The organism is Myceligenerans cantabricum, assembly GCF_054777735.1.
The window spans coordinates 479461-493148 of the sequence record NZ_BAAHAJ010000004.1; the positions used below are offsets into that span (position 1 = coordinate 479461).

A 13688-nucleotide genomic window follows, 5' to 3' on the forward strand; every position below is an offset into this window, starting at 1 on the left:
GGGGTCACGAGGACGAACCTACTACGATATTAAACGCTACACGACACCGCTGTCATAGGGAGAATGGATGCGATGACTCGAATCTTCTCCTCGGAGCCCCCGTCCTGGACAGTCCTCCGTCACGACGGCGTGGCGATCGTCCTCACCCACCCGGGCGAAGGCCTGCCGTCCGTGCTGCACTGGGGCGCCGACCTCGGGCCGCTCTCCACCGCGGACTGCGCCGCCCTGGACGCGGCGACGAACCCGCAGACCGCGCCCGGCACGCTCGACGCCGGTCGCCGCGTCCCACTGCTGCCGCAGGACGCGGACGGCTGGTCGGGCAGGCCCGGCACGCTGCTGCTGCGCGACGGCGCGCCGCTGTTCCCGCGCTGGACCGTGACCGACCGGGCCGACGACGACGTCTCGCTCCGCCTCACCGCGACGTCGGACGGCCTCGAGCTGCGCACCACCGTGGCCGTCGGGCACGGCGGCCTCGTGACCGTCGCACACACGCTCACGAACACGGGCGAGGGCATCGTGAGCGTGGACCACCTCGACGCGACGCTCCCCGTGCCCCGGGACGCCGACCGCCTGACCGGCTTCACCGGCCGCTGGGCGCGCGAGAAGTCGCCGGTCACGGCCCCGATGCCGACCGGCGCGACGACCCAGGTGAGCCGTCGGGGGCGCGGCGGGCACGACGCGCCGTGGGTGAGCATCGCCTCGGCCGGCGAGCCCCGGAACCGGACCGGCCAGGCGTGGGCGGTCCACCTGGGATGGTCGGCCGACGTCGTGCACCGCACGGACCGGATGTCCGAGCACACCACCCTCCTCGGTGCCGGCGAGCTGCTCCGGCCGGCCGAGGTGCGCCTGGCGGACGGCGAGACCTACGAGGCGCCGGTCGCCTACTTCGCCTGGTCCGACGCAGGCCTGGACGGTCTGTCCGGCCGCTTTCACGACTGGCTGCGGGCCCGCGAGCAGCATCCGGCCGGCGCGCGGCCGCTCGTGCTGAACACCTGGGAGGCGGTGTACTTCGAGCACGACCCGGAGCGGGTCACCGCGCTGGCGCGCGCCGCGGCCGCCGTCGGCGTCGAACGGTTCGTGCTCGACGACGGCTGGTTCCACGACCGGCGGGACGACACCCGCGGGCTCGGCGACTGGGTGGTGGACCCGGCCGTGTGGCCGGAGGGGCTCGAGCCCCTCGCGGACGTGGTGCACGGGCTCGGCATGCAGTTCGGGCTGTGGTTCGAGCCGGAGATGGTGAACCTGGACTCGGACGTCGCACGGGCACACCCGGAGTGGATCCTGGGGAACCCCGCGTCGGTGCCGTCGCCGGACGGGCTGTCGTTCCGGCAGCAGTACGTGCTCGACCTGGCGCACCCCGGGGCGTGGGACCACGTACGAGGCCAGATGTCGGCGCTGATCGGCGGGCTCGGGATCGACTTCGTGAAGTGGGACCACAACCGGGACCTCGTGGAGGCGGTGCACGGGGGCGGCGGCACCGGGGCGGCCCCCGGCACCCTGCGGCACGGGACGCACGAGCAGACCCTGGCCGCGTACCGGCTGATCGACCGGCTCAAGGCCGACCACCCCGGCCTGGAGATCGAGTCCTGCTCGTCCGGCGGGGCCCGGACCGACCTCGGGATCCTCGCCCGGACGGACCGGGTGTGGGCGTCCGACTCGAACGACCCGGCCGAACGGCAGGACATCCAGCGCTGGACCGAGCTGGTGCTCCCACCGGAGCTGATCGGGGCGCACGTCGGCCCGTCGCCGGCGCACTCGTCGGGGCGGGCGACCGACCTGTCGTACCGCGTGGCGACGGCGCTGCAGGGACACTCCGGGTTCGAGTGGGACATCCTGGAGTGCACGCCCGACGAGACCGAGGCCATCACCGCGTACGCGGCGCTGTACAGGGAGCTGCGCGGGCTGCTGCACTCGGGGACCGTGGTGCACGGCGACCCCGTGGACCCCGCGCTGCGGGTGCGGGGCGTCGTCGCGCAGGACCTCTCGGAGGCGGTGTTCACCGTGGCGACCGTCGGGTCCCTGGTCGACGCCCGCCCGGAGCGGGTCACGCTGCCCGGCCTCGACCCGGGCCGGCGCTACACCATCCGGGTCCGCGACGAGGCCGGGCCGGCGCGGTGGAACTCCGGCGCCGGCACGCCGACGTGGCTGGGCAGCAAGGACGAGGCGGAACTCCCCGGGACGGTTCTGACCCGCGTGGGGCTGCAGCTCCCGCACCTGTGGCCGCTGCAGGCCCTGACCCTGCACGTGACGGCGGTCTGACGCGTCGTGAGCGAGTAATCCCAGTTGGGTAGGTGCATCCGGTAGCGTCCACGTGTGCCCCATGTGACCGCCGACACCGGGACCGCCGTCTCACGACCGGCGCGGGACCACGTACGCCCGGACCCGGCGGAGCCCCGGGCGGGCCGCGCGCGCGGTCCCGCCTTCGGGCCACGCATCCCGGGGCTCGACGGGCTGCGTGCGCTCGCCGTGCTCGCCGTCGTCGGATACCACCTCGAACCGGGGTGGGTTCCGGGTGGGTTTCTCGGGGTGGACGTCTTCTTCGTCGTCAGCGGGTTCCTGATCACCACCCTGCTGCTGCGCGAGATCAGCTCCACGAGCTGGGTCCAGCTACCGCGCTTCTGGGCCCGGCGCGCCCGGCGACTCCTGCCCGCGCTGCTGCTGGTGCTGCTCGTGTCCATCCCCGCGGCCCGGCTGGTGGAGCCTGACCTCACGGTCGGTATCGGCCGGCAGGTGCTCGGCGCGGTCACGTTCAGCACCAACTGGCTGGAGATCTCCGCCGGGACCACCTACTTCGACGAGACCGCCCCCGAGCTGCTGCGCCCCCTGTGGTCCCTGGCCATCGAGGAACAGTTCTACCTGCTCTGGCCCGTGCTCCTGATGGTCCTGCTGCTCGCCGTGCGGTCCGGGCGCCGACGGCTGCGGATCCTGCTCGCAGCAGCGGCGGTCTCCGCCGGCGGCATGGTGCTGCTCTACTCCGCCGGCGACGACCCCACCCGCGTCTACTACGGCACCGACACCCACGCGTTCGGGCTGCTCCTCGGCGCGGCCGTCACCCTGCGCTGGGCACGCGCCCGCCCGTTGCTGCACGGGATGTGGGCCCGGGTGCTCCCGCCGCTCGCGCTCGCCGGTCTGCTCGCACTCTGCGCGCTGCTGCGCAGCGACAACCCGCTGACCTACCCGGGCGGACTCCTGCTCGCCTCGCTGCTGTCGCTGGTGCTCGTGCTGGCGTGCGCGTCGGGCGTGCAGTGGCTGACGGCGCTGATGGAGCTGGCACCCCTGCGCTGGATCGGGGAGCGTTCGTACGGGATCTACCTGTGGCACTGGCCGGTCCTGCTGGTGCTCGAGGCCGCCGTCGCGAACGCGGGCGTCGCGGTCCGGCCCGGCACCTGGCAGCAGTGGGCGGGCGACGCCGTCACCGTCGCCGTGACGCTGGCCGTGTCCGCCGCGTCGTACCGGTTCGTGGAGACGCCCGTGCGGCGGCTCGGCTTCCGCGGCGCGGCCCGGGCGCTGTCGGCGCGGCTCGCGGCCCGGATGCCGGACGCACGTCCGTGGCCGGCGCGGATCGCCGCCGGCGTCGCCGTGCTGGCCATCGCGGGGACGACGACGGCGGTCGCGACGGCGCCGCAGATGTCCGGCGCGCAGGAGGCCGTCGAGGCGGGCATGGCCGCGCAGGCCACCGCCGTGCAGGCCGGCACGGAGCCGGAGCACCCCGCGGAGCCCGACCCGGAAGGCGGCAAGGACTCCGCCGCCGGACCGACGGCGCCGGGGGCCGGAAAGGGGAAGCACGTCTCCGGGTTCGGGGACTCGGTGCTCGCCGCCGCCGTGCCCGCCGTCCTCGCCCGGTGGCCCCGGGCCGTCGTCGACGCCGAGCCCAACCGCCAGTGGTCCCACGCGCCGCAGCTCGTGCGGACGGCGAAGAAGAAGGGCACGCTGCGCGACGTCGTCGTCCTCAACTTCGGCACCAACGCCGGGTTCCAGGAGAACGGGTCCGTCGACGCGGCGCTGCGGACGCTGGAGCTGATCGGGCCGGACCGGCAGGTGGTCCTGGTGAACACGGTCGGCATCTCCTACTGGGTGCCCGACGCGAACGAGCGCCTCGAGAAGATCGCCGCGGGGCGGGACAACGTCGTCGTCGTGGACTGGAACGCGGTCTGCGCCGAGCGGCCGGAGCTGCTGCACGCGGACGAGACCCACCCGAACATGGAGGGCATCGCGGTCTACGCGGACCACCTCCAGGCAGCCTTCGACGAGCTGGAGGAGCGGGCAGCGTAGCGGTCGGCCCCGCTCCTCGGCCCGTCGGCTCGCCGCCGCCCGCTCCTTGGCGGCCCGGTCCGTCGCGGAAGGACGACCACGTCGGCCCTCGCACGGTGGTGCCAGGCTCAGAGCTTGGTGATCTTCGTGTACCTCAGGGCGATGCGCTTGGTGCCGTCGGTGCCGAAGTCGATCTTGACCACGTCGTTCTTCTCGACGTCGACGACCGTGCCGAGACCGTAGGTGTCGTGGGTGACCTTGTCACCGACGTCCAGAGCCGGGACGGACTTCTGGACGTTGACCGAGCCGAACCTCGAACCGTTGCCCGACGGCGTCCCGGGCCCGCCCCGGCTGGATCCGCCTCCCGCGCGGGAGCCGGATCCGCTCCACGAGGTGTCGACCCGGGAACCGGAACCTCCGCCGCCCCGCCGCCCCTGGCCCGAGCCGTAGCCGCCCGGCCCCCAGCCGCCGTAGCCGCCGCGGATCGCCTGGGTCGAGGACTCGCGGCGCTTCCAGTCCCAGAGCTCCTCGGGGATCTCGTCGAGGAAACGGCTCGGCGGGAACTCGTTCGACATGCCGAACGCCGCCCGGACCGCCGAGCGCGAGATGTACAGCCGCTCGCGCGCCCGCGTGATGCCCACGTAGGCGAGCCGGCGTTCCTCCGCCAGCTCGCCGTCGTCGTTCATGGAGCGCATGTGCGGGAACGTGCCGTCCTCCATGCCCGTGAGGAACACGACCGGGAACTCCAGGCCCTTCGCGGTGTGCAGGGTCATCAGGGTGACGACGCCCGGATCCTCCTTCGGTGCCTGCTCGTCCTCGCCGTCGGCGACGTCCTCGTCCGGGATCTGGTCCGCGTCCGCGACCAGGGAGACCCGCTCCAGGAAGTCCGACAGGTCGCCCTCGGGCTCGAGCTCGCCGAACTCCGCGGCGACGGCGTGCAGCTCGGCGAGGTTCTCCACGCGCGACGCGTCCTGCGGGTCGTCCGAGGCGCGGAGCTCCGCCAGGTAGCCGGTACGGTCGAGCACGGCGGACAGGATCTCGGCCGGGCCGACGGCGTCGTCGACCAGCTCGCGCAGGCCGGCCATCAGGTCCGCGAACACGCGCAGCGGCTTCAGGGAGCGGGTCGTCATGCCCGGGATCTCGTCGAGCCGTGCCAGCGCCGCCCCGAACGATATCCGCTCCCGCTCGGCGAAGTCGGCCACGAGCGACTCGGCGCGGGCGCCCAGCCCGCGCTTGGGGACGTTGACGATGCGGCGCAGGTTCACGTCGTCGTCCACGTTGGCCAGGGCGCGCAGGTAGGCGACCGCGTCCTTGACCTCCTTGCGCTCGTAGAAGCGCGTGCCGCCGACGACCTTGTAGGGCAGGCCGACACGGATCAGCACCTCCTCCAGCGCGCGCGACTGGGCGTTGGTGCGGTAGAAGATCGCGACATCGCCCGGGCGGACATCGTCCTCGTCGCCCAGCCGGTCGATCTCCTGGGCGACGTACCGCGCCTCGGCATGCTCGTCGTCGGCCACGTAGCCGGTGATCTTGGCGCCGTTGCCCGCGTCCGTCCACAGCCGCTTCGGCTTGCGGCCGGCGTTGCGAGAGATGACGGCGTTCGCCGCGCTGAGGATGTGCTGCGTCGAGCGGTAGTTCTGCTCCAGCAGCAGCGTGGTGGCGTCCGGGTAGTCCGCCTCGAACTCCTCGATGTTGCGGATGGTGGCGCCGCGGAAGGCGTAGATCGACTGGTCGGCGTCGCCCACCACCGTGAGCTCGGCCGGGTCGAGGCCGGCGCCGGCGTCCCGCGCGTCGCCGCCGGGTGCGCCGGGCCCCTCCTCCGGCACTCCTGCCAGCTCACGCACCAGCACGTACTGCGCGTGGTTCGTGTCCTGGTACTCGTCCACGAGGACGTGTCGGAACCGGCGGCGGTAGTGCTCGGCGACGTTCGGGAACGCCTGGAGCAGGTTCACCGTCGTCATGATGATGTCGTCGAAGTCCAGGGCGTGCGCCTGGGACAGCCGCTCCTGGTACCGCGTGTAGACCTCGGCGAGGACCTGGTCGAACCGCTGCTTGTCCCGGGCCTGCGCCCAGCCGACCCCCGCCGGCGCCTCCTCCTCGGAGCCCGCCTGGCGCGCGTACGTGTCCGGGTCGATCAGCTCGTTCTTCAGGTCGCTGATCTTGTTCGCGAGCGAGCGCGCCGGGTACTTCTTCAGGTCGAGGTCCTGCTCGCGCGCCACGAGCTCGACGAGCCGGCGGCTGTCCGCGGCGTCGTAGATCGAGAACGACGACTTGAGCCCGAGCGTCCTGGCCTCGCGCCGCAGGATGCGGACGCAGGCGCTGTGGAACGTGGAGACCCACATCCGGCCCGCGGCCGGGCCCACCAGGCTCTCGACACGCTCGCGCATCTCCGCCGCGGCCTTGTTGGTGAAGGTGATCGCCAGGATCTCCCCCGCCCGCGCGCGGCCCGTGGCCAGCAGGTATGCGATGCGGTGGGTGAGCACGCGGGTCTTGCCCGAGCCCGCTCCCGCCACGATGAGGAGCTGCCCGCCCTCGTGCACCACCGCCGCACGCTGCTGCGGGTTGAGCCCGTCCAGCAGCTCGTCCGGGTCCAGGTGGGAGTACGGGCCCTTCGCCCGGGGCGTCTCCGCCTCGTGCGGCAGCCCTGCCAGCCACTCGGGCTCCGCCGGGACCTCCGAGCCCCCCGCACCGTCGTCGTCCCATCGGGGAGCCACGCTCGGCAGGCGTGACGTCTGCCCCGGCTCGGCCTCGGAGCCGCCGGGAAAACCAGGAAGGTGCAAGGAGTCGAAGAGGGAGGTCATCGGGAGCAAGCCTATGCGGGGTCACTGACATCGACGACGGTACGGCCGCAGCCGTACCACCGATCAGATTCCCGGTACGGCGCGAGCCGGGATCATCGGTCGGGTCAGGACACGATGCGGACCGACCCGAGGAAGATCGCCAGGTCCTGCCTCCCCTCCGGCGTCGCGGGCCATGAGAACGTCAGCGACCAGCCGTGCCGGAGCTCCCGGTCCCAGACGTCCACGGTCCCCGTCAAGGACGTCGGCTCCTCGTACACCCTGACGTCGACCCTGCCCGCGCCGTCGATGTCGACGGTCTCCGCCCCCGACTCGGGGGCGACGAGCGACGACCCCGGCACCGGGAAGAAGCGCACCCGCGCATGCCGGCCCGCGGCGGTACCGTCCGGCGTGGTCCAACCTCGCGCCCCGTCCGGCACCTGCGCGGCCTGCTCGGGGCCCAGCTCGTCCCACGAGTCGTCCTCGGCCACCTCGGGCGGCAGCGCGAAGCGCAGGCCTTCGGCCTCCACCACCTCCCACGCCTCCGGGGTGTTCCGCCGCACCTCGCGCACCGGCAACGCGTCGGAGTACTCCCCGAGCGAGGCACGCACGTCCTGGACCGAGGTCGTCAGGGCGAGCGAGCCGGCGAACTCGTGCGCGAGCGCCAGGACATCCACCTCGCTCTGGGCATCGACACCGAATCGTGCCGTGTACCAGAGGCCTCCTGACTGCTGAAAGGTCAGCACCGCGACCTCCTGCCGGAAACGCTCCGGAGGAGCATTCTCCGGGAGACCTTCCGGAAGAGGTGGGAACCCCACCACCAGCTCCCCGGTCACTGCGCCGGGGATGTCGAGGAATTCCCGGTGGACCGTCTCGTCCAGCGGTTCCGCCTCGATGGTCTCCGAGATCTGCACGGTGAAGCTCCTCTGGGCGTCTCCCGGCCCGACCCAGTACTGCTCCCCGTAGTACATCCAGCTGTCCAGCGGGTCGGTCGCCTCCCAGCCCTGCGGCATCGCGTACGACAAGCCGTAGAACTGCACCGGCGTCCACCCCTTCGGCGGCTGTACCGGCTCTGCCGCGCTCGCGGCACTCGGCTCCGTCGACGGCGTGGACGGCGGCGCGGTGGTCTTGTCGTCGCCTCCCGGCAGCACCCGCGTACCCGCCAGCGGGTCCCCCGTGACTGCGAGCGCCAGCGCCGCCAGCACGAGCACGCCGGCCACGCCGCCGCCCACGGCGGCCACCACACGCCGCCGTCGGACCTTCCGCACTGCCGCCGCTGCCATCGTGGCGCCGTCGAGTACGGGTGGCAGCGTGATCGCCCCGCTCACCGCGCGCATCCTGCGCAGCATGGCGCCGTCCTGGTTGTCGTCGTGAGAAGTCATGACCGGCCCTCCTGTCCTGGCTCGGGTGCGACGAGGGTGCGGAGCCGCGCGAGGGCGCGCGACGCGGTGGACTTCACTGTTCCCGCGGACAGGCCGAGCTCGGCCGCGGTCTCCTTCTCCGACCGGTCCAGCAGGAAGCGCAGCACGACGACGCGACGCTGCTTGACCGGGAGCGCCATGAGGGCGCGCACGAGCCGGTCCCGCTCGGCGATCTCCAGTTCCGACGACGGCGCGGTGGGACCGCCGCCACCGGCGGGGTCGTCACTGACCACCTCCCGGCGGGTCCTGCGCCAGGTGTCGATCCGCGCTGTCGCGACGGCGCGACGGGCGTAGGCGAACGGGTCGCCGTCCTTGACCCTCCGCCAGGCCTTGTAGGTGCGTTCCAGCGCGAGCTGCACCAGGTCGTGCGCCCGGTGCGGGTCCCCGCACAGGAGGTACGCGATGCGATACAGGGCCGGGGTGCTGTCCCGGGCGAACGCGGTGAACGCCGCCACCGGGTCGGCGTGCGAGCGCACCACCTCGACGTCGCGTCCCGTGCCGCCGTTCTCCGCGGCCGTCGCTGTCCCGCTCATCCGGCCCATCGCCTCTTCGGTCTCATACCCTATAGACGCAGCGCCACCGGCAGGGCGTTCCATGTTTCAGCGTTCGTAGCTCAGGCCGCCCAGGAACTGCCGCAGGAGCCGGAGGCCGTCGTCGCCCCCAGGGAAGTTGAAGTCGATGCTCGCGTGGTTGCCGTCCCCCGCCTGGTGCAGGTTCACCTCGCCGGAGAGCGACCGGAGGCTCTTGTCCCCGTAGAACGGGCCCTCCGTCACCTGCACGACGGCGTAGTCGGCGCCGGGCACCTCGATCTCGTGCATCCCCTTCAGGCTCATGTCGACCCAGCCCGGCCAGAAGTTCGGCCCGGGGTCGCCCGACTCCACGTATCCGTTCCAGCGCACCTCCGGGTCCTCGAGCCCCGGCTCCCCGGCGACCACCTCGTCCGAGCTGATCTCCACCAGGTCAGCGAAGGTCCCCGGCTCGGGGTCGCCCGCGGACCAGTCGGCGGGGTACGCGTAGGAGAGTCCGCCGATCGCTGCCTCGTCCCAGCCGTCCGGTGTCTCGTGCGTGATCTCCCCGATCTCGGGGTTGGTGAACGCCGGACGGTACCAGTCCGGCTCGCCGTGGTCCTGGAGCCAGAGGTTCCCCAGGAAGTTGCGGAGCATCTCGTCGCCCGCGTCGTCGGCGGTGAACCGGGACTCGATGATCCATCCCTCGCCGCCGCTGCGGATCCGGGTCTCGACCGGCCGCACGTCGATCTCCTCTCCCGCGCGCTGCTCGGTGACGACCTTCCCCTGCTCGATGACGACGAGGTCGGCCCCCTCGATCTCCAGCGTCGTGGCACCGGAGTCCTTGGGCGGCACGCTCCACCCCGCGACCTCGGTCACCTTGCGCAGCTCGAGGTCGACCACGACGTCGTCGATCGACATCGAGAGCGCACCGTCCGTCCCGCCCGCGGAACCGGCCCAGGCGTCCTCGCTGTCGGGCCGGGCCCACCCGATCTTCCCGCCGGCGGTGACGTCGCCGATCGCCGACCAGCCACCCGGGGGCACCTCGTACCAGAGCCCGCCGAAGAGGTACGGAGCCGCGCCACCCTGGCCCTCCCCGGTGACCCCGTGCTCCACGCCGGGCAGCTCCGGCAACTCACCGCCACCGGTCCTCAGGTAGTGCACGGTGTCCGGCTGGTCGGGCCCGCCGTCCGGCGGCGACGACGGGTCCGACGACGGGCGTGCGCCGGCAGACGGGCCGTCCGATACCGCGCGCTGCGAGACCGTCGACGCGGGCAGCGGATTCTGCTTGTCCGCACGAACGGTCCCGGCCGCACCGATCGCGGCGCTGACCGCGGTCAGCGCCGCCACGCAGGCGGCCACGGCGATCAGTGCCCTGCGCTGCTTCTCCTTGCGGATCGCGGTGCCGGCCATCAAGCGACCGTCGACGACGGGCGTCAGCTCGCCCGCCACCCGGGCCAGGTCCCGCACGAACGGATCCTGCCTGTGCTCCGGTGTGTTCATGACCGGCCCTCCTCTCCGTGTCCCCCGAGATCGTCCGCACCCAGCTCCGCCCGCAGGAGCGAGAGGGCACGTGACGCCGTCGACTTCACCGTGCCCGTCGTGACTCCCAGCGTCACCGCCGTGTCCGCCTCCGACCGGTCCAGCAGGTAGCGCAGCACGACGACCCGACGCTGCTTGACCGTGAGCCGCGCCAGCGCCCGCACGAGGCGGTCCCGGTCGGCGACCTCGTCGTCCGACGCCGGGGACGCGTCCGACGTGCGCCACACCATCGCGTCGTCCTCGGCGAGGACCTCCTTGCGCGTCCGGCGCCAGGCGTCGATCCGCGCCGTGGCGACGACCTTGCGCGCGTAGGCGAACGGGTCACCGTCCGCCACCTTGTGCCAGTGCCGGAAGGTGCGTTCGAGGGCCGTCTGGGCGAGATCGTGGGCACGGTGCGCGTCACCGCAGAGAAAGTAGGCGATGCGCACCAGGTCAGGTGTCCTGGCCTGCGCGAACGCGGTGAACTGTGCCTCGCGGGTGCGGTCACCCGGGACGACGACGGGAACGCTGCCCGTCCCGACGCCCACGTGTGCGGTCGGCATCATCCGACCCCCTCCCCGCGGACGGACCCGGCGCGAGGACCGGCGTGTGCTGAGCTCATGCTCCCCTAACGCAGCACCCGGGCGCCGGGTTGTCCCAGGCACCGGACCGCGGGCGGGCGGGTGTCAGCGGGCGGGAGGAGGGGCCGGTGCCGGGACCGGAGCGGGTTCCGGTGTCTCCACCGCGTCCGCCCACCTGGGCAGGAGCACCACCACCGCCAGGATCAGCATCGGGACCGAGGAGTAGACCGGGCTGAAGAACAGGTTCCACAGGGTCAGGATGGCGACGTACACCACGAGCGCGTCCGCCACCCCCCGGACCGTCCGCCGCACCAGCGAGATCACCACGAGCAGCACGACGAAGAGCCACAGCGCCGCGCCGGCCGGGCCGTACACCGCCCACAGGTCGCCGAACAGGGAGTGCAGCTCGATCCCGCTCCCGAACATGTAGTGGTAGACGTAGTTGTTGTCGGGGTCGTACCCGAGCAGGGACATCCCGTGCTTGGCGACGGCCAGGTCCTCGCCGTTCACCGGCACGCCGGGGCCGAAGCCGAGCGGCCGGTGCCCGAGCAGCGCCGCCGTCGCCCCCATCTCCGGCCGCCCGGCCGCCAGCAGGTTTCCGCTCACCTCGATCTGCTCGGCGGTACGCTGCGCCGTCGCGGTCCCGAACGCCCCGTCGAGGATCAAGGCCTGCCCACCGCCGTAGGCGGCGAGCCCGGCGGCGACGACCGCACCTACCGTGACCCACACCGACCGCCGCAGCGACCGCTCGCCGATCCGCACCTGCCAGAGCACCACCGCGGCGGTGAGCAGCAACATCGCGAAGGCGGACCGCCCGTCGTCGGCCGCGAACAGGACGCCCAGCAGCACGCACGCGAGCGCCTGCACGCCGCGCGGCACGCGGCGCCACGCACCCTGGCCGTGCCGCAGGCCAGGGGTCAGCCAGCCCAGCACGATGACGGACACCGCGAGGCCGGCGCCGAACTTGAAGCTCGGCTCGGCGCGCTGTGCGACGTCGATCAGCATCCCGACGCCGTACGCGAGCGCGAGCCACCGGAGCCCCAGGTGCAGCCGCGCCCACAGCAGCGCGCCGACGCCGAGCACGAGCTCGGCCAGCCGCACGTAGTTCTCACGTTCCAGCAGGGGGTCGACGGCGTGGTCGGGGGCGGCCAGCGCGGTCAGGACCGGCGCGGTCATCGCGCACAGCACCCCCAGGGTCAGGAAGGTTCCGGCCCAGCGGTACCTGGTCGCCGCCGCGAGCCACACGGGCAGCAGCGGGACGGCGAGCAGCATGCCGATCGTCACGTCGGCCGCGACGCCGACCCGCGCGCCGACGGCCACGGTGAGCAGCAGCGCGACGATGGTGGCCGCGCCCTCCCGGCTCCGGTCGGCGGCGGCGTCCCGCAGGCCGCGCAGGGAGGTGACGTCGGCACGCGGAGCGCTGCCGGAAGCGGCCTCGGCAGGACCGCCGACCGAGGAGGCCTCGACGCCCGGCCCGCCGGCCGCCGAGGCCACGGCGCCGGGGCGGCCGGCCGGGGAGGTCTCGGCACGTGGATCGGGCGGGGACGCAGCCTTCCGTGGACCGTGCGAGGACGCGGCGTCGGTGTGCTCTGTCACTCCTCGGCCCTCCGGTCCGCCGTCCTGCGGTACACGGCGGCGTGGGCGGCGCCGACCTCCGGCCACGTCCGGCCCACGAAGCGCACCGGGTCCGCCGGGACCGGTTCCCGCAGCGCCGCGGCGAGCGCCGCGGTGTCGAGCTCGCCGGTGTACGTCCGCACCCAGCCGGGCCCGGTCTCCTCGGCGAGGTCGCGGTTGACGGCGTTGTCGGGCACGAGCACGGGCCGTCCGAGCGAGAGCGCGAGGAGTGCCGCACCCGAGTTGTGCATCCGCCGGTAGGGCAGCACGACGAGGTGGGACTCGCCGATCTCGCGCACCAGGGCGTCGTCGGGGGCGAATCCGGTGCGCAGCGCGATGCGGTCGTCGCCGTCGGCCAGGCCGCGGACCTCGCTCAGCACGGTGTCGTCCTTCACGGGGCCGACGACGTGCAGCGCGGCGCCGTCGTCGGCGAGCCCGCGGAATGCCCGGACCAGGGTGTCGATCCCCTTGTACGGCCGGATGAGGCCGAAGTGGAGCACGCGCCCGGACTTGCTGGCGGGCACGTCGAAGCCGCCGTACGTCGAGGCGTGCTCGCCGAGCGGGATCACGGTGGCGGGGAGCTCGCGGGGCGGCCGGGTGTGCCGGTTGAGCAGGATCAGCTCGTCGGTCCACCGGTCCATGAGCCGCAGCAGGCGACCCTCGACGCCGGCCGGTGCCTCGTGCGGGGACTCGTTGTGCACGGTGCGCACGGTCCGGACGCCGCGCAGCCGCAGCGCGGCGAGCGTGCCGACGAGCAGCGTCGAGGCGACGGTGGTCCGGAGCCTGTTCCGCCGCCGGAACAGCGTCTCCGGCCAGTGCACGTGCAGCACGTCCACCCGCCCGGTCAGGGCGCGGCGCCGGGAGAAGGTCACGAGCTCGACGTCGTCGGGTGCCGCCGCGATGAGCTCGGTGAGGTACGGGTTGGTGGTCGGCCGGACCTTCTCGGCGGAGAGCATGACGACGGTCCGCCGGGGGACGGCGGCGCTCATGCTGCCGCCCCGACGGGTCGCCCGGGGG

Annotated in this window: 9 protein-coding genes; 2 read left to right on the plus strand and 7 right to left on the minus strand. The window is 73.2% G+C overall.

Annotated features, from left to right (window positions below; translation table 11 throughout):
• Positions 1–72: 72 nt before the first annotated feature.
• Together ACYU96_RS04500 and ACYU96_RS04505 are read left to right on the plus strand one after the other, a co-directional pair.
• Positions 73–2259, plus strand: coding sequence for an alpha-galactosidase (locus tag ACYU96_RS04500; protein ID WP_460749456.1), 2187 nt, complete (start codon positions 73–75; stop codon positions 2257–2259).
• A 54-nt stretch (positions 2260–2313) separates the two neighbouring features.
• On the plus strand, positions 2314–4272 hold the full coding sequence (locus ACYU96_RS04505; RefSeq protein ID WP_460749459.1) for an acyltransferase family protein: 1959 nt from the start codon (positions 2314–2316) through the stop codon (positions 4270–4272).
• A gap of 107 nt (positions 4273–4379) precedes the next feature.
• Here the strand turns inward: ACYU96_RS04505 and pcrA are convergent, their stop codons facing one another.
• The 7 genes from pcrA to ACYU96_RS04540 all read right to left on the minus strand — a co-directional run bounded on the left by pcrA (position 4380) and on the right by ACYU96_RS04540 (position 13660).
• Positions 4380–7052, minus strand: a complete 2673-nt coding sequence (gene pcrA, locus ACYU96_RS04510) for a DNA helicase PcrA (protein ID WP_460749462.1) — start codon at positions 7050–7052, stop codon at positions 4380–4382.
• Positions 7053–7156: 104 nt separating this feature from the next.
• Entirely contained in the window at positions 7157–8410 is a 1254-nt protein-coding gene (locus ACYU96_RS04515; RefSeq protein ID WP_460749464.1) for a hypothetical protein, read from the minus strand.
• Positions 8407–8982: a SigE family RNA polymerase sigma factor gene (locus ACYU96_RS04520; RefSeq protein ID WP_460749467.1), complete on the minus strand. Its 576-nt coding sequence runs from the start codon at positions 8980–8982 to the stop codon at positions 8407–8409. The genes ACYU96_RS04515 and ACYU96_RS04520 overlap by 4 nt, the downstream gene beginning before the upstream one ends.
• A 66-nt stretch (positions 8983–9048) precedes the next feature.
• Positions 9049–10458, minus strand: a complete 1410-nt coding sequence (locus ACYU96_RS04525) for a hypothetical protein (RefSeq protein WP_460749470.1) — start codon at positions 10456–10458, stop codon at positions 9049–9051.
• On the minus strand, positions 10455–11039 hold the full coding sequence (locus ACYU96_RS04530; RefSeq protein ID WP_460749472.1) for a SigE family RNA polymerase sigma factor: 585 nt from the start codon (positions 11037–11039) through the stop codon (positions 10455–10457). Before ACYU96_RS04530 ends, ACYU96_RS04525 begins: the two co-directional genes overlap by 4 nt.
• A 123-nt stretch (positions 11040–11162) precedes the next feature.
• Positions 11163–12653, minus strand: coding sequence for a hypothetical protein (locus ACYU96_RS04535; RefSeq protein ID WP_460749475.1), 1491 nt, complete (start codon positions 12651–12653; stop codon positions 11163–11165).
• A complete protein-coding gene (locus ACYU96_RS04540) occupies positions 12650–13660 on the minus strand; it encodes a glycosyltransferase (protein WP_460749477.1) in 1011 nt (336 codons plus the stop codon). The genes ACYU96_RS04535 and ACYU96_RS04540 overlap by 4 nt, the downstream gene beginning before the upstream one ends.
• Between the last annotated feature and the right edge of the window lie 28 nt (positions 13661–13688).